General features: G+C 44.0%; 28 protein-coding genes. 15 read left to right on the top strand and 13 right to left on the bottom strand.

The window, feature by feature from the left end; all coding sequences use genetic code 11:
* The first annotated feature begins 1 nt into the window (after nt 1).
* The 5 genes from ACOJQI_RS12445 (at nt 2) to ACOJQI_RS12425 (ending at nt 7,111) form a co-directional block, all read left to right on the top strand.
* Entirely contained in the window at nt 2-1,009 is a 1,008-nt protein-coding gene (locus ACOJQI_RS12445) for an AAA family ATPase (RefSeq protein WP_421378230.1), read from the top strand.
* Nucleotides 1,006-1,878 (top strand): DUF58 domain-containing protein, encoded by an 873-nt coding sequence (locus ACOJQI_RS12440; protein WP_421378228.1) that lies wholly within the window; start codon nt 1,006-1,008, stop codon nt 1,876-1,878. Before ACOJQI_RS12445 ends, ACOJQI_RS12440 begins: the two co-directional genes overlap by 4 nt.
* Nucleotides 1,879-1,887: 9 nt before the next feature.
* On the top strand, nt 1,888-3,711 hold the full coding sequence (locus ACOJQI_RS12435; RefSeq protein WP_421378226.1) for a vWA domain-containing protein: 1,824 nt from the start codon (nt 1,888-1,890) through the stop codon (nt 3,709-3,711).
* Nucleotides 3,695-6,493 carry a VWA domain-containing protein gene (locus tag ACOJQI_RS12430; protein ID WP_421378223.1) on the top strand — a complete coding sequence of 933 codons (2,799 nt, stop codon included), beginning with the start codon at nt 3,695-3,697 and terminating at the stop codon, nt 6,491-6,493. Before ACOJQI_RS12435 ends, ACOJQI_RS12430 begins: the two co-directional genes overlap by 17 nt.
* Before the next feature lie 243 nt (nt 6,494-6,736).
* Entirely contained in the window at nt 6,737-7,111 is a 375-nt protein-coding gene (locus tag ACOJQI_RS12425) for a hypothetical protein (protein WP_421378221.1), read from the top strand.
* 130 nt (nt 7,112-7,241) lie between these two features.
* Here the strand turns inward: ACOJQI_RS12425 and ACOJQI_RS12420 are convergent, their stop codons facing one another.
* Nucleotides 7,242-7,475 (bottom strand): hypothetical protein, encoded by a 234-nt coding sequence (locus ACOJQI_RS12420; RefSeq protein ID WP_421378219.1) that lies wholly within the window; start codon nt 7,473-7,475, stop codon nt 7,242-7,244.
* Nucleotides 7,476-7,704: 229 nt separating this feature from the next.
* Entirely contained in the window at nt 7,705-8,868 is a 1,164-nt protein-coding gene (locus ACOJQI_RS12415) for an endo-1,4-beta-xylanase (RefSeq protein ID WP_421378217.1), read from the bottom strand.
* Nucleotides 8,869-9,239: 371 nt separating this feature from the next.
* On the opposite strand from ACOJQI_RS12415, the gene ACOJQI_RS12410 reads away from it, so the two are divergent.
* Both ACOJQI_RS12410 and ACOJQI_RS12405 read left to right on the top strand, forming a co-directional pair.
* Nucleotides 9,240-9,704 carry an SRPBCC family protein gene (locus ACOJQI_RS12410; protein WP_421378215.1) on the top strand — a complete coding sequence of 155 codons (465 nt, stop codon included), beginning with the start codon at nt 9,240-9,242 and terminating at the stop codon, nt 9,702-9,704.
* Between the two features lie 125 nt (nt 9,705-9,829).
* Nucleotides 9,830-10,225, top strand: coding sequence for a VOC family protein (locus tag ACOJQI_RS12405; RefSeq protein ID WP_421378213.1), 396 nt, complete (start codon nt 9,830-9,832; stop codon nt 10,223-10,225).
* A gap of 155 nt (nt 10,226-10,380) precedes the next feature.
* Here the strand turns inward: ACOJQI_RS12405 and ACOJQI_RS12400 are convergent, their stop codons facing one another.
* Complete coding sequence (locus ACOJQI_RS12400; RefSeq protein ID WP_421378211.1) at nt 10,381-10,752, bottom strand: VOC family protein; 372 nt, start codon at nt 10,750-10,752, stop codon at nt 10,381-10,383.
* 254 nt (nt 10,753-11,006) lie between these two features.
* Here ACOJQI_RS12400 and ACOJQI_RS12395 point away from each other — a divergent pair, with 254 nt between their 5' ends.
* On the top strand, nt 11,007-11,492 hold the full coding sequence (locus tag ACOJQI_RS12395; RefSeq protein WP_421378209.1) for a hypothetical protein: 486 nt from the start codon (nt 11,007-11,009) through the stop codon (nt 11,490-11,492).
* Entirely contained in the window at nt 11,476-11,991 is a 516-nt protein-coding gene (locus ACOJQI_RS12390) for a hypothetical protein (RefSeq protein WP_421378207.1), read from the top strand. Before ACOJQI_RS12395 ends, ACOJQI_RS12390 begins: the two co-directional genes overlap by 17 nt.
* Nucleotides 11,992-12,116: 125 nt before the next feature.
* On the opposite strand, the gene ACOJQI_RS12385 is transcribed toward ACOJQI_RS12390, so the two are convergent.
* The 6 genes from ACOJQI_RS12385 to ACOJQI_RS12360 all read right to left on the bottom strand — a co-directional run bounded on the left by ACOJQI_RS12385 (nt 12,117) and on the right by ACOJQI_RS12360 (nt 15,147).
* Nucleotides 12,117-12,635 (bottom strand): CBO0543 family protein, encoded by a 519-nt coding sequence (locus ACOJQI_RS12385; protein WP_421378205.1) that lies wholly within the window; start codon nt 12,633-12,635, stop codon nt 12,117-12,119.
* Between the two features lie 130 nt (nt 12,636-12,765).
* Entirely contained in the window at nt 12,766-13,065 is a 300-nt protein-coding gene (locus tag ACOJQI_RS12380; protein WP_421378203.1) for a spore coat protein, read from the bottom strand.
* Between the two features lie 16 nt (nt 13,066-13,081).
* A complete protein-coding gene (locus ACOJQI_RS12375; protein ID WP_421378201.1) occupies nt 13,082-13,276 on the bottom strand; it encodes a hypothetical protein in 195 nt (64 codons plus the stop codon).
* 84 nt (nt 13,277-13,360) lie between these two features.
* Nucleotides 13,361-14,497 (bottom strand): zinc-dependent alcohol dehydrogenase, encoded by a 1,137-nt coding sequence (locus ACOJQI_RS12370; protein WP_421378199.1) that lies wholly within the window; start codon nt 14,495-14,497, stop codon nt 13,361-13,363.
* A gap of 18 nt (nt 14,498-14,515) precedes the next feature.
* Nucleotides 14,516-14,884: a spore coat protein gene (locus tag ACOJQI_RS12365; RefSeq protein ID WP_421378197.1), complete on the bottom strand. Its 369-nt coding sequence runs from the start codon at nt 14,882-14,884 to the stop codon at nt 14,516-14,518.
* Nucleotides 14,881-15,147, bottom strand: a complete 267-nt coding sequence (locus tag ACOJQI_RS12360; RefSeq protein WP_421378195.1) for a spore gernimation protein GerQ — start codon at nt 15,145-15,147, stop codon at nt 14,881-14,883. Before ACOJQI_RS12360 ends, ACOJQI_RS12365 begins: the two co-directional genes overlap by 4 nt.
* A 273-nt stretch (nt 15,148-15,420) precedes the next feature.
* Here ACOJQI_RS12360 and ACOJQI_RS12355 point away from each other — a divergent pair, with 273 nt between their 5' ends.
* Entirely contained in the window at nt 15,421-15,873 is a 453-nt protein-coding gene (locus ACOJQI_RS12355) for a PaaI family thioesterase (protein WP_421378193.1), read from the top strand.
* Between the two features lie 169 nt (nt 15,874-16,042).
* Here ACOJQI_RS12355 and ACOJQI_RS12350 read toward each other — a convergent pair whose 3' ends face one another.
* Complete coding sequence (locus tag ACOJQI_RS12350; protein ID WP_421378191.1) at nt 16,043-16,948, bottom strand: superoxide dismutase; 906 nt, start codon at nt 16,946-16,948, stop codon at nt 16,043-16,045.
* Nucleotides 16,949-17,559: 611 nt separating this feature from the next.
* Between ACOJQI_RS12350 and ACOJQI_RS12345 the strand changes: the two genes are divergently transcribed.
* Nucleotides 17,560-18,027: a CBO0543 family protein gene (locus tag ACOJQI_RS12345; RefSeq protein WP_421378189.1), complete on the top strand. Its 468-nt coding sequence runs from the start codon at nt 17,560-17,562 to the stop codon at nt 18,025-18,027.
* A 260-nt stretch (nt 18,028-18,287) separates the two neighbouring features.
* Nucleotides 18,288-18,686 (top strand): YbaN family protein, encoded by a 399-nt coding sequence (locus ACOJQI_RS12340; protein ID WP_421378187.1) that lies wholly within the window; start codon nt 18,288-18,290, stop codon nt 18,684-18,686.
* A gap of 49 nt (nt 18,687-18,735) precedes the next feature.
* On the opposite strand, the gene ACOJQI_RS12335 is transcribed toward ACOJQI_RS12340, so the two are convergent.
* On the bottom strand, nt 18,736-20,202 hold the full coding sequence (locus ACOJQI_RS12335; protein WP_421378185.1) for a DHA2 family efflux MFS transporter permease subunit: 1,467 nt from the start codon (nt 20,200-20,202) through the stop codon (nt 18,736-18,738).
* A 215-nt stretch (nt 20,203-20,417) separates the two neighbouring features.
* Between ACOJQI_RS12335 and ACOJQI_RS12330 the strand changes: the two genes are divergently transcribed.
* The 3 genes from ACOJQI_RS12330 (at nt 20,418) to ACOJQI_RS12320 (ending at nt 22,693) form a co-directional block, all read left to right on the top strand.
* Entirely contained in the window at nt 20,418-21,026 is a 609-nt protein-coding gene (locus ACOJQI_RS12330) for a TetR/AcrR family transcriptional regulator (RefSeq protein ID WP_421378183.1), read from the top strand.
* A 64-nt stretch (nt 21,027-21,090) separates the two neighbouring features.
* Nucleotides 21,091-21,906 (top strand): ZIP family metal transporter, encoded by an 816-nt coding sequence (locus ACOJQI_RS12325; protein ID WP_421378181.1) that lies wholly within the window; start codon nt 21,091-21,093, stop codon nt 21,904-21,906.
* A 304-nt stretch (nt 21,907-22,210) separates the two neighbouring features.
* On the top strand, nt 22,211-22,693 hold the full coding sequence (locus ACOJQI_RS12320) for a geobacillin-26 family protein (RefSeq protein WP_421378179.1): 483 nt from the start codon (nt 22,211-22,213) through the stop codon (nt 22,691-22,693).
* 38 nt (nt 22,694-22,731) lie between these two features.
* Here ACOJQI_RS12320 and ACOJQI_RS12315 read toward each other — a convergent pair whose 3' ends face one another.
* Nucleotides 22,732-23,424, bottom strand: a complete 693-nt coding sequence (locus ACOJQI_RS12315; RefSeq protein ID WP_421378176.1) for a DUF421 domain-containing protein — start codon at nt 23,422-23,424, stop codon at nt 22,732-22,734.
* A gap of 12 nt (nt 23,425-23,436) precedes the next feature.
* The gene (locus ACOJQI_RS12310; protein ID WP_421378173.1) at nt 23,437-23,808 is read right to left on the bottom strand and encodes a hypothetical protein; all 372 of its coding nucleotides are present in this window, start codon (nt 23,806-23,808) and stop codon (nt 23,437-23,439) included.
* Nucleotides 23,809-23,925: the final 117 nt, after the last annotated feature.

Here is a 23,925-nt window from a genome sequence, read left to right as displayed (position 1 = left end):
ATTGACAGAACTCGCACTTAAAGAACAGCAGCTGCAGCAGGCAGCCGGGGCATATCAACAAATCAGGGAGGAAATCGGGAAGTTCATCGTCGGACAGGAAGAAACGGTCGAGCAGGTACTGTGGGCGATCTTCGCAGGCGGGCATGCCCTCCTGGAAGGCTTGCCCGGGCTCGGGAAGACGATGCTTGTCCGGACCATTTCCGATGTCATGGATCTTCAGTTTTCGCGGATCCAATATACCCCGGATCTGATGCCGACGGATATCACAGGCACCATGATGATCCAGCCGGATGAACAGGGAAGACAGACCTTCCACTTCCATCCCGGCCCGTTATTTTCAAACATTGTCCTTGCCGATGAAATCAACCGTGCCACGCCAAAGACACAAAGCTCCCTTTTAGAAGCGATGCAGGAGCAGACTGTGACCGTGCTCGGAGAAATGAAGCGCCTGCCAGATCCTTTCTTCGTCCTTGCGACCCAGAATCCGATTGAGCTGGAGGGGACCTATCCTCTTCCTGAAGCCCAAATGGACCGTTTCCTTTTAAAAATCAACGTGGAAGCGCCGGGGAGGGAAGAGTTGAAAGAAATAGCCTTGAGGACAACGGGAATCGAGGAAATCAAGCTGAACAAACAGGTGGATGGTGATTTCATCCTGACGACACAGAAGCTTGCAAAAGAAATCATTTTGGCTGAGCATATCCTCGATTACGCGGTCACCTTGATCATGGCGACACAGCCTGATGAAGAGATAGCTCCTGAAATCGTAAAGAGAAATGTCCGGTACGGTTCCGGCCCCCGCGGATTGCAGAGCTTGATTAAAATCGCGAGGGTAAGGGCATTGTTCTCCGGAAGATACCATGTATCTGTCGGGGATTTGAAGAAGGCAGCGTTACCTGTACTCCGGCACCGGATCTTCTTGAATTTCGAAGGAGAGGCATCCGGCATTACACAGGATGAAATTATACTGGAAGTACTGTCTGCTGCCGATAAAACGGTGAATGCAAAATGATGAACCTGCTTTCTTCAAGGATATTGCAGCGCTCCACTAAGCACTCCCTTGTTCTGCGCAGAGCGGTCGGAGGAATGCATAAAGGGGAGAGGCGTTCATCCAAGCAGGGGACGTCCCTCGAATTTTCCGATTTTCGGGCTTATACGCCGGGGGATGATCCAAGGCTGATCGACTGGAATGCCTTTGCGAGGACACAGAAACACTACATCAAGCGGTATCTGGATGAACAGGAACTCTTTGTGACCATCTGCCTGGACGGCTCCAAATCGATGATGATTCCCCAGGGTAAGTGGGAGATGGCCAAGTCCATTGCGGCCTGCCTCGGTTATATGTCTCTAGCCAATGATGATAGAATCTCTGTTTTTCCGGTAGGATCCGGGAGCACTCCTTTTACATATAAGAAAGGCCGCGCATATGCAGGGAAACTGGTAAACTATGTTTCTGATTTAAAGACCGGCGGCAGCACGGGGACCTTTTCATCAGGCCTCGCCAAAATACAACAGAAGAGGAACGGCCTCACTGTCATCATCAGTGACCTCCTCGAACCGATCGGGGAGATAAAAGAGGCGTTAAAGAAAATACAATCCGCCAGGCAGGACATCAGGATCATCCAGGTGTTAAGCCCGGAAGAAATCCAGCCTGATTTTCAAGGTGATCTGAAACTGATTGACAGCGAAACCGGACAGCAAAGCGAAGTATCCATCAGCCGGACTGTCCTCCGTGACTATCAGGAAAGGCTGAAGTCCCATCATGACGGGCTTGAGGCATTCTGCAGGGAAAGAGGAATCGGCATGATGCAATGTTCGTCCGAACAGGATCTTGAGGAGCTGGTCTTCTCCAGGATGGCAGGAAAAGGATGGGTAATGTGAGGTGAGATTATGGGATTTTTAACACCGTCGTATTTTTGGCTGGCCGGATTTTTGGCTGTACTAATTTTATTTTATCTTTTTCGGAAGGAATTCATAGAAAAAGAGATTTCATCAACGCTCCTATGGGACAGGCTCATACAGGAATGGAAGGCGAACAGGTGGTGGAGGAAGCTTCAGCGCCACCTCCTGCTCCTTCTCCAGATATTGATTGTCTGCTTCTTGATCCTGGCACTGGCACAGCCAATATTATCCGGAAAGGGGATCAGCGGCAGCCATGTCGTGGCGGTAATCGATACATCTGCTTCCATGCAGGCGAGTGAAGGCCAAAGTACCAGGTTTGAAGTGGCAAAGGCTGATGTCATGGAAATCATCGATTCTCTTGGGAGCGGACAGAAAATGAGCCTGCTGGCGGGAGGTAAAACGCCTGAATTGATTTTTTCCGGTGAATTGGAGAAACAGAAGATGAGGAACGCAGTCAACGATTTGACTCCTTCCTATCAAGAAGACAGTATGGCCCAGGCTGCTGGATATGCATCTTCACTCGTTCCTGAAGGGGAAGGTGAAATTCACCTCTTTACCGATTCCTTGGCTAAAGAAGAGCTGGCGGACGTTCCCGTCAGCAATAAACTCGTTGTCCATAATATCGGTGAACAACGGAATAACCTGTCGCTCCGCTCATTTGGCGTCGCACAAACTGAAAGCAGTATGACCGGGGTAGTGACGATAGCCAATGAAAGCAAGGAAAACAGAACGATTTCCGTTGCGATCAAGGGGCAGGAAGAGGTGGTTAAAAAGAGCATCCAAGTAAAAGCGGGAGGAACGGAACTGCTCTATGTCGATGGCCTTCCTGATTCAGACTATTATGAAGCAGTCATCGAAGAAGAAGATGCTTATGATGCAGATAACCGGGTCTCCGCTTTTGCGGGAGGACAGGCTGAGACAGCTGTCTATTTAGCAGGCGATATCAATCCTTTTTTAGAAAAAGTCCTGCCGCTTCTTGGTTTTGAACCCGTTATCCTGTCTGAGAATGAAACAGGCGAATGGCAGTATCCCGAAGAGCAGAAAGGACTCTATATTGTTTCTGGTGTGGAAGAAGAAAAATGGCCTTCAGGACCGAAATTAGTTCTTTCTCCTGCTGAAGGCGGTTCATTTGCTGTAAAAGGAAAAACAGAAACCGAGGAAAAATTATCAGTTGAGGCTTCCTCTCCGCTGCTTCGTTATGTGGACATGGAAAAAGTTTACCTGCAGTACAGGTTTCCTTATAAAAACACGAACTTGGAAACAGTGGTCTCAAGCGGGGATGATCCCATCATCAGCAAAGGCAGCCACGAGGGCAGTCCACTGGTCCTCCTCGGTTTTGATCTGCAGGATTCAGATTGGCCGCTTCAGCCAGGTTTCCCGATTTTTATAAAAAATGCACTTGAATTCCTGCAGCAGGAAAACCAATCACTTGGGTATACATCACCGGGTGAGCAGCTTCAAGTGTCGTTTTCTTCGAATACAGAGAAGGCGGAAATCTTGGACTTGAATAGCGGAGAGGCTGAAAGAAGCCTTTCAATGGATTCCGGGATGATCCAAGCGCCAGGTGAGCCAGGCATATACCAGGTCAAGGAAACCTTGGATTCCGGATTCAGAGACCGTTATCTTGCGGTTTTGCTTCCTGAGAAAGAACAAAATATAACGCCGGAAAAATCTTTTGTCATTGGTGCTTCCGGTGAAAATGAGCAGCAGGAAAACAAAAGCATTCATCCACTCTGGAAGTGGGCTGCCTTACTGGCGTTCATGCTGCTGTTGGTGGAATGGGAGGTGTACCGCCGTGGAATTTCAACTTGATCAGCCGCTTTGGCTTTTGCTCCTACCGGCGGCTGCAGCAGGGCTTTTCTTCTATTGGAAGAGCCGGACAAGCATTCCGCTGCTTGAAAAACGCCTGATTCTTATTTTCCGTTCGCTGATCATCATTTTGCTTGTACTCGCTTTGGCCGGAGTTCAGCTTCTGTTCCCTGTAAAAGGAGTCTCGACGGTTTTTGTTACCGACATGTCCGACAGTCTAGACAATCAGACAGAAAATCTCAGACAGTCGATTAATCAGGCTGTAAAAGAAATGGACCCTGATGATCAGTATGGGGTGATCTCAACTGGCCGGAATGCTGTCGTTGAGAGGCCCTTGAAGGAAAAAACGGAGGCCGATGTCCAGTTCCGGAGTGAAATCGAAACTTTCAGTACAGACCTCGCGGACGGGCTGAGGCTCGGCGGAAGCATAATTCCTTCCTATACCAATGGCAGGGTCGTCCTCATGTCTGATGGAAACGAAAACACCGGGGATGCCGTCAAACAGGCAGCCTACTTAAAACAGCAGGGATTGACGGTCGATGTGTATCCTGTGGATCCGATATATGGTGAGGATGTATCTTTGAGCGGTTTTGACATTCCCAATAACCAGTTCCAAGGGGAAACGGCCAAACTGGACATCGAGATTGAAAGCAATATCAGCACAAAAAGCAGAATCAGGGTTTTCGAGAATGATAAGCCGGTCGTCGACAAGGAAGTTTCCATTGAGACCGGGAAAAACCGTTTTGTATTCGAGCACAAGGCCGCCGAGGAAGGGTTCAGGCAGTACCGGGCGGAAGTGTTAACGGATTCGGATACCATTATTGAAAATAATGAAGCCTATGCATATACCAATGTGAAAGGCGATCCCAAGGTGCTTGTAGTGGAAAACCAGAAAGGGGAAGGCAGAAACCTGACCGATTCATTGACCGCATCAGGATTGAGGGTCGATGTCATTCAGACCGAGCTCCTGCCAACTGTACTTTCAGGCTATGTCCAGTATCAGTCGATTGTCTTTGTGAACGTCCCTGCCACCAAAGTCAGCCAGCAGCAGATGGAGTTGATCCACAGTGCTGTGAAGGACTTCGGCACAGGCTTTGTGATGGCGGGAGGAGACAACAGTTTCGGCCTCGGTGGGTATTTCAAGACGCCGATTGAAAAGCTGCTTCCAGTCGATATGGAATTGAAGGGTAAAAAGGAACTCCCGTCGCTCGGTATGGTGATTGTCCTCGACCGTTCGGGCAGTATGGCCGGTTATAAAATTCAGCTGGCCAAAGAAGCGGCCGCGCGCTCAGCTGAACTTCTGAGGGAGAAGGATACCCTCGGGTTCATTGCTTTTGACGACCGGCCGTGGCAAATCATTGAAACTGAACCAATTAATAATAAAGAGAAAGTGATTGAAAAAATCAATGGACTGACAGCAGGGGGAGGCACCAATATCTTTCCTTCACTGGAACTTGCTTATGAACAACTGACGCCGCTTGAATTGCAGCGGAAACATATCATCCTTTTGACAGATGGACAGTCGGCAACATCCCCTGATTATCTGACAACCATTGAAGAAGGGAAAGAGAATAACATCACCCTTTCAACAGTAGCGATTGGGGAAGGGTCGGACGGTGTGCTCCTCGAACAGCTGGCCGAAGAAGGCGGCGGGAGATTTTACGATGTCTTTGACTCTTCCACCATTCCCAGCATTCTATCAAGGGAAACCGTTCTGACCACCAGGACGTATATCGAAGACAACCCGTTTTATCCGACGGTTGTACAGGGCAGTAATTTTACTGGTTTGTTCAACGAAGGAATGCCGCGAATGAACACCTATGTGGCGACTTCCCTGAAAGGAAGGGCAGAATCCATCCTCATGAGCGAAAAAGAGGATCCCGTCCTGGCAAGGTGGCAATACGGAATCGGACGGACGGCGGCCTGGACCTCGGACATTCCCGGTGAATGGGCAGGCGATTGGCCTGGTTGGAAAAGGTGGCCTGATATGTGGAACCAGCTTGTCACCTGGAGTTTTCCTAACTATCAGAACACAGCCTTTGAAGTCAGCCAGACCCGGGAAGGCAACGATATGAAGGTAACCATCAGTCAGCCTGATTTTAAAGCGATGCCGATGGATGCAGTCCTCGTGGACAATAAAGGGAAAGAAACTGCAGCATCCTTTAAGACAACAGGACCGGGGCAGTATGAACTGACCTTTGCCGCGGAACCAGGCAACTACTTCCTCCAATTAAATGAAGGGAGTGGAGAAGAGTCTTCAGGCTTATTCAAAACCGGCATTTCAGTTCCTTATTCTTCTGAATACAGGCTCCTGAATGCCAACCAATCCAATCTTGAAAAAATTGCGGAAGCTGGGGGAGGCGAAGTACTGGGTTCTACTGAGGAGCTGTATAATGACAATCTTCCGAACTCTTATACGAAATCAAGCATTTCCCAATGGCTTTTATTAACCGCATTTTTCCTTTTGTTCCTGGAAATCGCACTGCGCCGTTTTGGGCTCATGGGGACGGCTTCAACTCTTGTAAGGAATAAAGAGAAGAAGCAGACAGAAAGACAGGAAAGACAGAAGGAAAAGGTGGAGCATTTCAAAAAGCTGAAAACATCGACTGCAAAGAAGAAACCTGCTTCCAACAATGAGCTGACTCGTCCTGAAAAAACGGAACCGGTCAAGCCCAAAAAGGAACCAAAACCAGCAAAACCAAAGGCCGACAAAATTGAAAATGAAACCAACCGGTCAGACAGAATGGACCGTCTTCTCAAAGCGAAAGATAAACGAAAAAGATAGACAGAATCCGCAACAGCTTGAGTGCTGCTGCGGATTTTTTTGAGAAGCTAATCGGAAAGTCTCATTTTTTGTCAATTTCTATTTTAGAAAGTTTACAGGAAAAGGTCGGGGGTATATGGAAAAAGTATGTTTAAGAGGATATAAATCTTACTTTTTTAGAAGTTGATTACATACCCAGCGGGCTGTCTTACAAATGTTACCCTGGCCAGCGAAATTCAGCCAAACAAGGTAAGGAGGCAAACGATGCAGCATTCTCTGACGTTTTTGTTAGTGTTATCTGTCATGAGTTCATGGATGCCGGAAGATACGCAAGTACCAACTGAGGCAAACACAAGACAGCTTGTCATAGAAGGGAAGACGCTAAATGCATCTTCTGAAGTCGAAAACAAACATCAATATGAGGTCCAGTTCAGCGAACAAGGTTTTTACCAGGTTGAACACATCTATTCCGAGACTAAATATGGGAGCTCCAAAGAAACACAAATCTATTTTGTGAATGGGAAGAATCAGTATTTGGTGGCGAGGAAGGAATACTCGAAGGATAATATATTACCCGAGGAGTTTGATGGGGATTATCTGGAGGAAATCGAGGAGCTGCCGTTCAGCACTATTGATTAAAATAAGTTTGTGCCCAGGGTGATATTTCTGCCTGGGCCTTTTTTTGAGTGTTGGATATGCTTTATGCTGGAAGGTTTGAGCCCGATATTCGACATCATTGAGAAAGTTCATGTAAAATAGAGTTGTAGAATCAATTATATATTTGAGGTGTTTTAGAGTGAATATTACAGATCAAGCTCGTGATTTCTTGAAGCAGATGCTGCAAGATAACGACGCCGAAAACATTCGTTTTCATTTTGCCGGCTTTGGCTGAGGACAGCCAAAAGTAGGACTGGCTCTGGATGAGCCTGAAGAGAATGATAAGGTAGAAACCATCAATGAAATCAAAGTAGCAGTCGATCCGAATATCGAATCCGCTACCCAAAACATGACCCTTGATATAAACCAGGAAGGCAATGGGTTGATCTTCGTAGGGAATGACGCTCCATCTTGTTAAAACCAAACACACATTGGGACATGAATTCCCTTTGTTAAACGCAACGTCCTGTGAAATTTGCAGGGCGTTTTTTGTATTGAAAATAGAAGTGTCTCTTGCAAGAAATAGAAAAAACCCCAGACCGGAATTTACCGGTTCTGAGGTTTCGAGTTATATTTTACTCTTCATCTATAATCGCCCAATAAGCAGGCTTTGTATTGTATTCATTGTCGAACACAAATGGTGCATCCACTCCGACTCCGTCGTTATACTGCTCGGCACGGTCGTTCAGCCAAGTATGGTTGTCGGCGACACCCCAGAACGTTACGCTGCTGATTTTATCTCCTAATCTTTCATACAGTTGGAATAGACGGTCATAACGGTCTGCCTGTGTTTGGAGTACATCCTCTGTAATAGCATCATAAGTCTCAAAAGCATCTTTTGGCGGCCATCCATAAAGGCTGACATCCAGTTCCGTGATCTGATTATCCAGTCCTAAATCGGCAAATAGATTAATAGAGTCCTCTATTTCCTGAAGGGTAGGCCAGCCAAGCTGAATATGTGACTGATGGCCGACACCATCGATCGGTACCCCTTGATCTAATAAGTCCTTCACCAGAGCATACAAGTAATCTCTTTTTGGTTGAACCTCAGTGTTATAATCATTGATGTAAAGCTTGGCATCTTTCGCTGCATATCGATCCGCAGTCTCGAATGCTACTTTAATATACTCGTCTCCTGTAATCTGGTACCAAGGGGATTCTCGCAAACCTCTGTCATTGGAAGCATATTCATCAATTACTTCATTCACAACATCCCAAGACTTAATGTCATTCTTATAACGTTTAACAATGGTTTTAATATGGGTTTCCAAGCGTTTTAATAACAATTTCTTGTTTTTCTCACGCTGTTTTGGGTCTTTTTCGTCGACCATAGGGTTGCCTTCTTTATCTTTAAAAAACCAATCAGGAACCTGGCTGTGCCAAATCAGGGTGTGAAAGCGCAGTTCCATATCATTTTCCTTGGCAAACTTGACGAGCTTATCAGCCTCAGTGAAGTTGAATTTTCCTTCTTCAGGCTGTATGTTGATTGGCTTCATTACGTTTTCTGCAACAATACTGTTGTAGTGGCGCTTCAGTACATCCGCATCGATTTGCTCTAATTGATAGGGTTCAACCGCAGCACCGACAGCAAAGGAATCCTGATACCTTTCAGAAATGGAAGGAACCTCCAATGCACTTAAAGAGTCCGTAGATTCAGCAGACACAGCACCCATTCCGACAGGGAGCATAAGGGACAAGGCTAATCCGGTAATGACAGGTTTACGCAATATTTTCAGCATGAGAAAATCTCCTTTTTCTTTAAGTTTTTGTTTTCCTAAAAAAACTACTAAACTAAGAACCTCCCTTATTCATGAAAATACACAGGAAAGAAAGGGCTTTCATTTTGTCGTAAACTATGCAGCTGATCTCCTGTTAATCGTATTATATAGTTAGTTTATACACTGAATAAACAAAGAAATTGCAATTTTCAAAAAATGAATCATTGGTCGCGGTAATATTTTACTTATTTTTACAGGTGAGGATTTTGTGAATAGGACTAATTGAGTGGAGAAGGTTAATGCAGCTTCTATTTAAATAACCTTTCTTGTTTTAATAGAAGGTATATCGGCAATTCTGTCTAATACTCTAATAAGAGAGTGGGGAGAGCCGTGTGAGTATCCAATTTGAAGTGAATAGAACTTTTCAGGTAAATAAAGAGGAAGCCTATTCAGCGTTGATCGATCTTGATTCTGCCAGGCATTGGATGCAAGGATTTGTGAGGATTGAAAGGTTCGATCAAGGCCCTTTGAAAGAAGGCAGCCAATGGAAAGAGACCAGAAAGATGTTTGGAAAAGAGGCTTCAGAGATTTTTGAAGTGATAAAGTTAGAAGAACCGGATAAAATCATGCTGCGTTGTGACGGTACAAAAGGTACAACCGGCAAGGGGGAATTCCTATTCACTTATATCCTGACCCAAACACGTGAAGGAACGAATGTAACACTGCTCGGAGAAATCCGGGGTCTGACCGGCCTGTCAAAAATGTTTGGAAAATTGATGGCAGGGACCTTTAAGAAAGCATGTGCTAAAGACCTTGATTCCTTGAGAGATCATTTAGAGAAAGTCAGCTCATCATAATCCTAAGCTTAAAAATAAAATCCACAAAAACCGAATGTTTGTTCGTTTTTAAAAGAGGGATTTGAAGAGTAGCAGCGAAATACTTAATAGAAGACTATAAATTACAAGCCAATAGGAGGTACACGATGGGAAGAATCGTTCATTTTGAAATCCATGTGGATGACATGGAGCGTGCTGTAAAATTTTATGGTGAGGTATTCGGCTGGACATTCGAGGATTGGAGTGATTTCGCGGGCATGCCTTATATGGGAGCTGTGACAGGTGGGGAAGATCAACCTGGAATCAATGGGGCGTTGATGCAGCGTCAAGGACCGGCTCCAGAACCAAACCAGGCGATGAATGGCTATGCATGTACAATGGGTGTTGAAAATTATGATTCCACAGAAGAAAAGATCCTCCAAAACGGAGGAACCGTTGCGCTTCCCAAATACGCTCTTCCTGGAATGGCTTGGCAGGGATATTATAAGGATACCGAGGGAAACATTTTTGGTATTCATCAGCCGGATGAGAACGCAAAATAGAGTATTTTAACAAGACCTGACCCTGAGGCGTTGAATCAGATGCATAGGGGTCAGGTTCTTTTTTATGTTTTTAATAGCAGTCGCCATTATTATGGCTGTAATAACAAGTGAATTTATCTTCAGGTCAAAATGATAATTAAGGTTTTTTTAACGAATCACCTATGTTGATCAACGAGTATCAGGTTGCCATCCGGGTCTTCAATTGTAAAAAACGCCGGCCCTTGTGTTGATTTGTCTGCTTCTGATATTATGTGGATTCCTTTTTCTTTAAGCTGTCTTTGCAAATCCCTTACATCTTCATAAGAATCCAAGTTCTCGGCATTTTCATTCCACCCCGGATTAAAAGTCAAGATGTTCTTATCGAACATGCCTTGAAAAAGCCCAATGATACAATTTTCATTCTTCATAATAAGATAATTGTGTTCAATGTTTCCCCCTAATGTTGAAAATCCAAGTTTTTGGTAAAATTCTTTGGATGCATTCAAATCTTTCACAGTCAAACTGACAGAAAACGCTCCTAGCTTCATGCTTTTAATCCCCCTTTGAATATTGAAAGGCCATTTATAAATTTAGTATAGGCGGCTGTAAGCTCATTTACAACAAGCTTGAAGGGGATCAATCTATACATTTGTATAAAAGCACGATGAATCTATCTTTACCAGTTTCATGTACCTTGGTCATTTTTTTGTTGATAGAGTGAATGACTGTCTATTGAATAAATGGACAGAAAAAGACCAATAATGGTGAATATGTAAAGTAGATGATCGAAGGAGGGTTGGGAATGTTTGCGGTGCCCCTTATGATCGTATTGTTTTTAATCATTTCAATGGTCTTCTTTTTCCAAAGGAAGCCATTTTCCTTTTTGCAGAATTCCATTCTATATATGGTTTTTAAGATTTTGGCAACGAATGTTACGACAATCGTAACTTTGAACTTGGACTTCATCAAGAAAACCGAGGATCCTTTTTTGTTTCCGGCCTATCTGCTTAACCGGGATGGAATCATTCCGCTGCTTCTGCTGATTTTTATCAATAGGATGAATGGTGGAGATACACCTTTGAAAAAAGTTTTTTACACCTTCATCATATTTGCTTGTTTGAATGGACTGGTCTTCTTGATGGTCGAACTGAAACTAATTGAATTTCTGGAGTGGAATTACTTAGAGACAGCGGTTGTGAACGGTGCTTATCTTTTGGTTGCTTTCGGAGCGGGGAAGCTGCTTTCATTTATTACCCGAAGGAGTACATGGCATGATAGTCGTGTATGAACAATCTTTTGATGGAAATGAATGGTTTGTTATTTCTGGTCTGCTGATTTTGCATCTGCTCCTGTACTTGACCCCGCGGATTTTTTCAACTTTAGAAGGGATTGCCTTTTATTTATTCGGGATCACAGTGGTGTATTTTTTTGACCATACCCTCAGTGTAAAACCATGGGATTTCTATGATGTCAATGATTCGTCCAGCTATCAGCTGATGGATGTGATGTATTATGTGATGAACGGCCCCGTCGGTTACTTTTTTGTTTATTTATATTGCAGGCTCAACATCAGCGGGTATCAAACGATTTTTTACCTGCTCCTTTGGTCGAGTTTTTCTGTTTTAACAGAATGGGCAGGAATGAAAGTCGGCCTCTTTCATTATGACAAGGGATACAAAATGTACTGGTCATTTCCGATTTACATGATCGTTCAGATGACTTTGATAATTTTTTATAGTAAGAGCAGGGGTTCTGCACAAAAAGAGGATAGGAAGGAAGCGCAGTGAGGTCATCTGCATCATAAACTCCAGCATGAAAATCCTGCCTTCTGCAAATTCTGTTCCACCATGAAAACGAGACGAGTGAGGTTTTCATTAGAAGAACAAATAAAAGAAGCCTGAATCCTTATATTTCAGACTCCCATTTTTTTATCTGTCATTATGTTGATAATGAAAAAGCGTATGCATAGACCCGCTGCGATATAATATACAAAGGAATAGAAGTAATTCCATTTTAAATACTGCACCAATTTGAGCCATTCACAAAAGGGTTCGCCTATAAAAGCATAAGCCGCTGCCATGACAATCAGCGCGGTACTAAAGGATTTCCAGGTTCGAAAATATTGGAACATCAACATATAAGGAACTGGAACCATTGATAGATCAAAGGGGAAGGCTCTTGGAATGACCGGGACGAAAACAATGGGATATTCCCATACCCCGAATTGCAATCCCACTGTATCCAACAAAACGGTAATCAACATTATCATCAAACCAAATAAGATGGATTCTACCATCCACTTTCTTTTTTTAAGAACAACCCAAATGATCCATGGGAAGATAAAGAAACATAATAACAGCCACCATTCAGCTGTTAAGAACTCGTAGATATACCAGCCCTTTGCCTCAAGGGTATACAATTGATCTTCCAACAAGCGGGTTTCTTGAAGATGGTCTGGGCGTATTTTGATTTAAATCACCTCAGCAGAGAAAATTATCCGTATACTTATAGTAATAGACCGAGGAACAGCTGACGCTCCATCAAATCTGCTCCTCGGTTTCTTATAGTGTCGGAAGTTGTAAAGCGGTGTTGATATTTTGAAGGTTGAGATTGATCTGCTCATTAGTATCAAAGGTATGATACCAGCCTCTTTCCACCATATAATTCGAAATCTGTTCGTGCAGATCAAGTGCTTCTTCCAGATGCTTGGTCAGGACTTCTTTAATTTCAGGGGAGCCGGCTTCTGTAACGGCAAAGGCATAATTCCGCACGCCGCTTTTGGCCGCAATAAGAAGATCCATTGCAACGACCTGGTCCGTGAGTGCCTTCATTCCGGTTAAATTTTCTACTACAAAATTCATGTTTTTCAACTCCTCATCATTGATTTGCATTGGATAGAATATCGGAGAATTCACCTAATTGACGAGTGGAAATTTCTACATCTTTCTCCATGATTCTTTTTAGTTTTTCATCTGAAACAAGGGCTCTCATTGTTTTGGACTTGGTCAAACAGTTCGTTTTAAAAGCCGCCATTTCCTGGACTTCAAGGACTTCATGCAATGCGTAATCCATATTAGTGACCTCCTTTAATGGTTGCAGAAAACTTACGTATTGAGACTTTAGTTACAATATGGGTCGGAATACTGCAAGAATCTTTTAAGGCTTCAATACAACCTTGATGCAATTATCTGTCTTCGTATCAAATATCTCATATCCACGCTTGGCTTCGCTAAGCGGAAGCACATGGGTCACGACGTCACCGAGGTCGATTTTTCCTGATGTCACCAATTCATACATATGAGGCATTAGGTGGATCATCGGGGCTTGTCCCGAGCGGATGTTGACGTTTCGCTGCATGATATCTCCAAGCGGGAAGCCGTTATATCGGCCGCCGTATACACCTGTGATCTGGATCGTTCCTGCTTTCCGTACAGCTTGGGATGCGATGACCAGGGCACTCATGGCTCCGCCTTGTAACTTAAGGCCGCTAGCCAAGAATTCCATATCCGTCATTTTTCCATCCATCCCGACCGCATCAATGACAACATCGGCGCCTCCTTTGGTAATTTCCTTGAGGTAGCTGCCAACGTTTTCATGGTCTTCGAAATTGACGATTTCCACTTTGTTTGTGCGTTTTGCATGATCCAGACGGTATTTAACATAATCTACAGCTATCACCCGTTTAGCACCCTTCATCCAGGCAAATTTCTGTGCGAACAAACCAACAGGTCCGCAGCCAAGGACTATGACCGTGTCGCCGTTTTTGACACCGGCATTGTCAACGCTCCAAAATCCTGTGGACATCGCATCGGCAATACAGCTTAATTTTTCATCTGGTTCCTCGCAGGATTCAGGAATTTTAAAGTGGGTGAAATTGGCAAAAGGGACTCTTAGATATTCAGCCTGGCCTCCAGCAAAACCGCCGGTAGTGCCTGAGTACCCAAAATAGGCGCCCATATCGCCATTATCATTGGAATTATCGCATTGGCTTTCCAGCTGATTCTTACAATAAATACATTCCCCGCAAGCAATATTGAACGGTATGATGACGCGGTCGCCTTTTTTCAAATTCTTTACTTCCGGTCCAACCTCTTCGACGATTCCCATCGGTTCATGTCCGATGACATAGTCTTCTTGCATATTGGGAATCATACCATGAATCAAATGAAGGTCTGATCCGCAAATAGCGGTACTTGTGATCTTGACAATCATGTCATCCGGCTTTTCTATCTTTGGATCCGGGACTTCTTTCACTTCGACATTCTTGATGCCTTGATAGGTTACTGCTTTCATGCTAATTTACCTCCAGTGTTATTGTTCATCCGGTGTTCGATCAAACATTCCTTTTCTGTTTGTATCAACAGGGAACAAGTTCATATTCCCGATCATGTTCGTATTCTTGGCAGAGAGCTGATCCAATTGATACTGCTCACTCAGGTCATGAGGATGGAACCATTTCTTCTCAACCATCAGCTCTGTGATTTCCTGGTGCATGGCGATGCCTTGAAAAAGCTGCTTCCGAAGGGCTGCTCGTAATTCGGGTGTAGTGGTTTCCGTTAATGCAACAGCCGTATTTCTAACACCCTCTTTTGCACGAACGAGAAAATCCAAAGCAAATGTCATGTCAGCCAGTTCCGGCATATTCAGTGCATTAATGGGATCTAAATAATCTTGGTTCAATGTACGTTACCCTCCTTATCATCGATGATTGGTGTCGGGCGGCTTTGGGGAACCGGTGCTTCGAATGCTGCGTGTTTATAGATCTGCTGTAATTCAGCAAGATCCATCATGGATTGCTGCACATCTTTTTCCATCAACTCTCTTAGGTCCTGGTCAAAAACAACACCCTGCATCAATTTTGACTTTGCTACACATAATGTTTTGAAATTTATCGCTTCGTGCAGATCCAGTGATTCATGTGGTGCCAATTGATACTTTTCCAATGATACTGACCTCCTTTATGACTTGGTACGATTGTAGTGTCTCCTAAGGGAGAGGCAGTATTCTTGATAAACTCATATGGTTTATGGAAGTTTATTGTATGGTATAAGAGAGCAGATACTGAGGATGAATGCGAATTCAGTTGAATTTACAAAGAAATGATCGAACCTGGTAAATTCAAGTGAGTTTTTTCAGTTGTCAACCCTATATCTCTGTAATACTTCTGTTGCAATGACAGGGGAAAAATACAATAATAGAAAAAAGGGGAGTTGGGTATGAAGAAAATCGACGAACACCAAATTCATGGAGATAACTATGACCAGATTTATAAAAAAGTAAAAAACGACCTGTATGCCCAGTCATTAGGCATTCAGTTAACGAAATTTGAGGCTGGATTTGCTGAAGCTGTACTGGAAGTGCAAAACCATATGGTCAATGCCCATGGAACGGTTCACGGGGCTGTCATCTACGCTTTGGCTGACCATGCTTTTTCTGTCGCCTGCAATGCTTATGGGAAGACGTCGGTTGGCCTTTCGACCAATATTCAATTTATTGCAGCAGCCATGCCAGGGGACAAAATCACAGCACGAACAATTGAAATTAAACGGAACTTCCGCACAGGGTTTTATAGGATAGATATCTTTCATGAGGAAAATATGATTGCGACTATGGATGCGGTGGCTTATCGAAAGGATCAATATTTTATTGATTTTGATGAAAAAGGTTAAGGGTGATTACTCAAAGCATGTCTATGGAATTTTTTGATTCCCTTGATGTTCATCGGGCTTTCGTTTCTAGCAGATGTTAGAAAAATGCTTGGCACTATACAGACAAAAGACTCGTCGATTGACGAGTCTTTCATTTTCCAATTGTTTAATAATTGCAGGTTTACTAATATCAATAAGCTTTCCACTTTATTTTTTTGGCTTCGTTATACCGTTTTTCGACTTCATTCCAATTGACGACATTCCACCAGTTATCTACATACTTTCCTCTGTTATTTTCATACTGTAAATAATAGGCGTGTTCCCAGACATCCAGGACAAGCAGGGGAATGACGTCCCATTGGCTCAGGTTTTGATGTTTTTCGGCTTGGAGGATTTCAAGCCGGTGCGCCCGCGGAGCCCATACGAGAATGGCCCAGCCAACAGCTTCAACATTCTTCGCGGCTTCTGAAAAGTGCCGCTTAAATTGATCAAAACTTCCAAATGAGTGATTAATTTCAGTTAAAAGGGCTCCTCTAGGTTTTCCTCCTCCTTGAGGAGACATGATGCTCCAGAATATTGTATGCAGATAATGCCCTGCACCATGGAAAGCAGCTTCTCGCTCCCAATGCTTAATCAACGAGAAATCATTCTTCCTCCTGGCTTTCTCCATTTCCTTTTCAGCTTTATTCAGCCCATCAACATAACTCTGATGGTGCTTGTCATGATGAAGCTTCATGATTCTTCTGTCGATCGAAGGCTCCAGTGCCTCGTAAGGGTAAGGGAGTGGAGGCAGTGTGTGTCCGCCGATAGGTACACTTGATTGATTTCTTTCCTCATACGTTGCGATCAGTGCATTCCATTGTTCGGTTAACGCCTCAGAATGCTTTTTTAATTCTTCCGCCATCCCGCTCACAAGCAAACTCCTTTTGTTCATGATTTGCTCTAATTGGTTCATAAATGAATCCAGTTCATCACTATAACTTGAGGTCTGCTCACTAAGCGGAAGTTGATCAAGCTCGCATGCACGATTCCATTCTTCTACCAATTGGGCACCATGCCGGTACAGGTCATTCAAAAGTATCTCTAAATAGTTCAAAGGAATCCCACCTTTCTTCATCGTTACACTATATGATGCAAGTGGTGAAACGAGAGTAGAAAGGTGGTTGTATTTAGAAAATTTTAGGTGGCATGTTTGGTTTTTTATTCGGGCCAACATCAGTGCTAGAAACGAAACTCACTGGCCCGGTAACTGGTTTTGCGGGCCAGCATCTTGGCGAAAAGCGAGTCTCGATGGGCCGATAATGAATGTTGCGGGCCAACATCAGTGCGAAAAACGAAACTCATTGGCCCGGTAACTGGTTTTACAGGCCAGCATCTTGGCGAAAAGCGAGTCTCGATGGGCTGATAATGAGTGTTGCGGGCCAACATCTTGGCGATAAGCGAAACTCATTGGCCCGGTAACTGGTTTTACGGGCCAGCATCTTGGCGAAAAGCGAGTCTCGATGGGCTGATAATGAGTGTTGCGGGCCAACATCAGTGCGAAAACCAAACCTCGCTGGCCCGGTAACAACCTTTAACGTCGATGGATTTATGAAGCACAATCAAAATTCACCTCGCTATATTCCAAAAGCCGGTCTCCAGTGAAGTATATATTTTAATGTAATGGTGAAAATGTGGAAAAGGACAAAATGCGGCAGGAATGACACTATGGATGATAAGTGGCAAGTGTATGAAAAAGTAAGAGAAATCCAAAAGGAGCTTGTTAAGGTTGACAAGACCGGCTGGTATAACAATGAGTTCCTCACCTGGCAGTGGTGGCTGCTGCTTGCGATACTGGTATTTCCCTGGATCCTCTTTATTTTGCTCCATAAAAAAAGAAGACTGGTTCCGACTATGCTGGTGGGTACTTTTACAGCCTTGATCACAGTCATTTATGATGTTGTCGGAAGCGACTATAGTCTGTGGGGATATCCCACCGAACTTGTGAGGGCGGGTCCTGGTGCGCTGGCTTTTGACTTGGGGATCGTGCCGGTCCTGTTCATGATGCTGTATCAGTATTTTTCGCGATGGAAAAGCTATATCATCGCTCTTTTGATTATGGCGTGGGCGTATGCCTATATTGGTGAAAATATATCGGTGAAACTTGAGTTATATACAAAAATTAAGTGGCAGTAGGCCTACTCCTTAACATACTATATAGTGGTTGGGATGGGTACCAAGCTGTTCGTCGACTTTCTGTTGAAAGTGGAAAATACGGGTCAAGGATAGAAACGCTTGTTCATTCAGGCGTTTTTATTTTTTTAGACCAGAGTGCTTACCGACTCAGAAAACTGGAAAAGGTCCATGGCTTAAACAAGGGGCATTTCTCTGCTAGTATAGAAGGAAAGGAATAGAACCTTGAGGACGACCAGTACCTAAATAGAGGAGAACTTTTTATGCAAGCTATTAAAAAAATCCTGTTTTTGCTGCTTGGGATCATTGCTTTAGCCTTCGGATTGGCAGGAACCGTTCTGCCTGTACTGCCGGGAGGTCCGTTTTACTTGATTGCGGCTTTTTGTTTTGCCAAGAGTTCCAAGAAAATCGATAAGTGGTTTAAGAATACCTCTTTATACAAGAAGTACGTCGAGGCTTTTCTTCAGAAGAAGGGGATGCCGCGTAAGGAAAAGATTAGAATCAACCTCATTGCGGATTTCTTTATTCTCGCTTCCATCATTTATGTGGATATTTTGATTGTTCGAATCATCCTTCTTTCATTAGCTCTTTACAAGCACTACTATTTTATTTATAAAATCAAGACCATTCCTCAGGAGAACCCACAAACCAAAGCATCCTGATTGTAAAAAAAGGGAGAAACCGGATTGATCGGTTTCTCCCTTTTTCAGTTTATCCCCGCGAAGCTATGGCTTCTTCAGGTGCCTGTTCCACTTTTTTAATGAAGAAGGAAAGAACCAGGCTGACGACCCCGATGATTAAGATTGCGAAATAGGTGTCGCCGATCCCTTGAATCGATGCTTCCATGATCATATGTGCTTGGGATTCTCCTGCTGCTCCTCCTGCCATCATATCCTGCAGATGATCTTTCGTCCGGTTCGTCATGATGGTGATGAGCAGGGAGGTACCGATCGCACCTGCAACTTGACGTGCCGTATTGGAAATGGCCGTACCATGCGCGTGCAGACTGGAAGGCAGTTGATTCAATCCGGCCGTTTGTATCGGCATCAGGAACAAAGCCATCCCAATACGGCGTCCCGCATACATCATGATCAAATGGGTATAGCTGGTTGAATCCGTCAGATTTGTAAATGTATAAGTGGTACCCAGAATGATGGCGATTCCAATAATGGAAAGCCATTTTGCACCGAAACGGTCAAAAAGCTTACCGACAGCCGGGCTCATCAGCCCCATCAATAAGGCTCCTGGAAGCATGAGGACACCAGCCTCCAATGCCGTAAACCCGCGGGCATTCTGCAAATACAGCGGAAGGAGGATCATATCCGCATACATGACAATCGTGATGACACAATTAATTATCGTGGTGAGCGAGAACATGTTGAATTTAAAAGCCCGGAGATCAAGGAACGGCCGTTCAGCCGCCAGCTGTCTCCATGTAAACAGACCGACCGCAATCAATCCGACCGTTAACGTAAAGATGACTACAGAATTGCCCCAGCCATCACTTCCAGCTTCACTGAATCCATAAAGGAGAGCGCCAAACCCTACTGTAGAAAGGATCAAGCTGATGATATCAATTTTGCTCATCGTTGTATCGGAGACATTTTTCAGGAAGATGAATCCACAGATAATGATGATGACGATAAATGGAATCATTCCGTAGAATAACGTTTGCCAAGGGTAGACGTCCAGGACGTAACCTGCAAGTGTCGGCCCTATTGCGGGTGCGAAAATGATTGCAAGTCCGACGGTCCCCATGGCCGTTCCTCTTTTTTCAGGAGGAAAGAGCGACAGCACCACATTCATCAACAAAGGCATTGTAATACCAGTTGACGCCGCCTGTATCAGCCTTCCTGTCAGTAAAACTGAAAAGCTCGGTGCGATAGCGGAAACAATGGTTCCGATAAGGAAAATGGCCATAGAAGTCAGGAATAATTGCCGGGTCGTATACCGCTGCATTAAAAAGCCGGTAACCGGAATCAGGACCCCATTGACGAGCATATACCCCGTTGTCAGCCATTGCCCGGTGGACGCATCGATATCAAATGCTTCCATTAATTTAGGAAGGGCAACGGTCATGGTGGTTTGATTAAAGATGGTAAAGAAGGCACCCAGAATCATGATCACCATGATAGGGGCTTTTTTGACCGTATTTGCTGCAGTATTACTCAAACTCATTCATCCTTTCAGACAGTTGAAAACTTAATTTACAATGTGTAGTATAATGAACAAAGCATAAATTACATTATAGGAGTAAAAATACAGCCTTACAACATACAGTAATTGATAATCTGTCAATTAGTTTACACATTTAAAAATTATGTAGTGTAACTTTATGAAGTTAGACACATTGATTCCAATGGTAAATTAACGGTTGAAGAGAGGTTTTTGAAATGAAGAAACAAAACAAGCAAACGGATCCGAGGATCCTGCGGACACGGCAGCTGCTCAAAGACGCTTTTGTAGATTTGCTGCAGGAGATGGATGTGGAAAAATTATCCGTCAACAAACTGGCAGAGCGGGCAACCATCAACCGGGTAACTTTTTACCTTCATTATAAGGACATATCGGACATGCTCGAAAAGATGGCAGATGAAATGGTGGAAGAGGTATCGAACGTATTGGATGAGCCTGAAGCGAACCAGCAATCCAATGATGAGGAAAATATGAGGATGCTCGAGAGGTTCCTTGAACATATCGCTGAGAATGCCAAGTTTTATAAAACCATCCTTGCTTCCAGGGGGATTCCGATTTTTAAAGAACGGTTGTTAACGTTTTTATCCAACTGGCTTGTCTTAAGGATCGACAGCAGGGGAAAGGACTCCTTCGTTCAGCAAGCCGGAATCCAAAAGGAAATCCTCTTGTGGTATGATGCAGCGGCAGTCATCGGCACGGTGGAAGCTTGGCTGCGGAATGATATGCCTTATACCCCTTCGTATTTGGCACGGCAGTTTTACTTGATTCATAAAAGGGGATTGGATAATGGGGAATCAAATAATTGACTGTCATTTTACTTACAGCTAAAATGTTTCCTAAGGTAAACATTCATTTGAAGGAGTCCTTTATATGGTAGATTTTTTTCAAGATTTTAATCCTATCACTCAAGCGTTTATCGCTACCTTATTTACATGGTTGATGACAGCGCTGGGGGCATCGCTTGTTTTTGCGACCAAAACAGTGAATCAGCGTTTATTGGACAGTATGTTAGGGTTCGCCGGTGGTGTGATGATCGCGGCGAGTTATTGGTCTTTACTCGGACCCGCTATTGAAATGTCAGAGAACCATGCCATCGGAGCCTGGTTTCCGGCAGCAATTGGATTCCTGCTGGGCGGGTTCTTTTTATGGGGAATCGATAAGATCCTGCCCCATCTCCACCCAAACAGTCCGTTGAGTTCAGCGGAAGGATACAATTCCAAGCAAAGAAAGAGAAGCACATTGCTGGTCCTTGCCATCACTCTTCATAATATACCTGAAGGGTTGGCTGTCGGAATCGCTTTCGGCGCACTGGCGAATGGGGGAACCGAAGCTTCTTTGGCAGGTGCAGTCACGCTTGCCCTCGGAATCGGCATTCAAAACTTCCCTGAAGGCCTCGCGGTTTCCATGCCATTAAGAGGCGATGGGATGTCCCGCCGAAAAAGCTTTTTCTATGGGCAGTTCTCTGGCATGGTGGAACCGATCGCAGCCGTCATTGGTGCTGTGGCCGTTTCATTCATGGAGCCATTGCTTCCTTATGCATTGAGCTTCGCGGCCGGAGCCATGATTTTTGTAGTCGCGGAAGAAGTAATTCCAAGTTCGCAGGAAAAAGGAAATAAGGACCTTGCATCCATGAGTTTGATGGTCGGATTTGTGTTGATGATGATCTTGGATGTGGCGTTGGGATGATAGGATGTTTTTTCAAAGGCATTGCGGGGACCGCAGTGTCTTTTTTTGTGTTGTGCTGGTGGTCATGAGATGTCGAATTGTGTCGCTTGGCCGATAAATGGCTGAAATCGCCGATAAAATTTGAGAATCGCCGATAAAAATAAAAAATCTCCGATAAATCCCAGCGAAACGCCGATAAAAAGAAATTGCATCATCAGGCCGCGAACTTGTAAATAAAGCAAACCTTTCTCAGAAGCGATTGTTAATTAATCCAATATTTGCAATAATTAAGCTATGAAAACGACTGAGAGAATGAGGTATGAAGATGAAAAAAATGTTTTTGATAGGGCTGCTGTGTATTTTGGTTCTCTTAACCGCCTGTGCTCAAGCCGAAGAAGATACAGAAGATTTCTCTGGGGTAATAAATGAGGGTAAATCCATGGGATATGAATACACCGTTACGAAAGACCAAGATACATATACCTGGGAGGTTGGGCTCAAGGGAACGACCACCGTCATCCTGGAAACGCCCGGGAATGAGGAAGACCTTGAACACTTCAGAAAAGCTGTCAGTGATAGTGAATCGGAACTTGTAGACCTCATCATATCATTATGTTACCTCTTCATTATTGCCGTCATTACACTGTTCCTTTTTAAAAAGAACAGAAAGGTGCTCAAGGATAGCGGCCCCATAATTGCTGTATTTGCAGGGATTGCCATATATATTGCTTTCGGGGCATTTGAAGATTTATTCCGATCCATTCAGGATGCGCAGTATTATTATTCCATCATCATTCATTCTAAATAGATTTTGAAAACAAGGAGCAGAAATAAAAGAATTTCAGCTCAAAAAATTCTGGGTGTCTGCACTTCCTTGTTTTTGTGTATGATATGAAACTGCCCCTGACCGTCCATCTGGGCAAACAATACTTCCCGCACATCCTTGACGGAAAAGGTCCTGAGTTGATTGTTCAGCCAATTTTCGTCTTTCTGCAAAAATCGTAAATTATTTTGATTGACCTCCCCGTCGATGATCAGCGGAAAGGCCATGGAAACAGGTGAAGCCTGGATGGAAAGGTCACTGGGCTGAACAGGACGTGCCTTCGAACGGGGAATGACCGAAAGCTTTCCACTCGGTTCAATGATCGCATATTCTACATCTGCGATATTCTGATATCCTTTCAGTCTGAGTTCTGACATCAGAAGGGGGATATTCATCCGCGAATTCTTCAGTTCTTTTTCTTGTATCTGTCCATTGGCCACTATGATCAACGGCCGCGAATCAATATTGTAAAAAAACTTTTTTAAGGACAGCATTCCGACCAAGATCGTGACAATCGTGATGGCAAAAACCCCCGTAAATGCTTTTGAAGGGATTTTGTATACTAACGGTTCAGCGGCGACTGTCGTCAGAAGCATGATGGCTGCTAAATCATAGGAAGTCATATTAGCGATTGATTTTTTACCAATCAATCTGACGGCAGCCCATGTGACCAGAAACATGAAGACACATCTGATAAGATAAGCCGTGATGGCCATAAATATCCCCCCTTAAGGCTCGGGTACAAACCGATTGAAATTTCTCCATAAATCCTGGGCATTTTGTGTGTAGGATAGAACTTCCGCTAAGTCCTCTGCTTCGCTGCCCGCCACTATGTGATTGAGTGTTTCTTCAAATAAGGAAAATTCCGCTTCGGAGTAATTAACCAGAATGATGAAATTGTCTTGATGCCATTTTGCCTTCATTTCTTTAGATAACGACAGGGCCGAACCCCAATCGCCATTTCTGGCATAGTCCTCTACACGATCAAAGTCATGGAAGTATGCATCAGAGTCCCATATTAAATTTTTCGTCCAGAAGTACCCTGCCAAAAGTAAGCAAACAATGAAGAGAAGAGTGAGGTCTATGGTTCTATTCTTCATAAGCAGCCCCCCCATCTTGATGTCAATTCCTATTGATTAGCTTACCTTCCTTCTTCCTTTTTATGTATAATTTAACAGTTGCATAAGGATTACGTGGAACCTATTATTAATTTTTTT

Origin of the sequence: Bacillus salacetis, assembly GCF_049177075.1 — a bacterium.
In the GTDB taxonomy this organism is placed as follows: domain Bacteria; phylum Bacillota; class Bacilli; order Bacillales; family Bacillaceae_B; genus Rossellomorea; species Rossellomorea salacetis_A.
The sequence above is the reverse complement of the archived record's forward strand: the minus strand, read 5'-3'. Positions and strand labels throughout refer to the sequence as shown.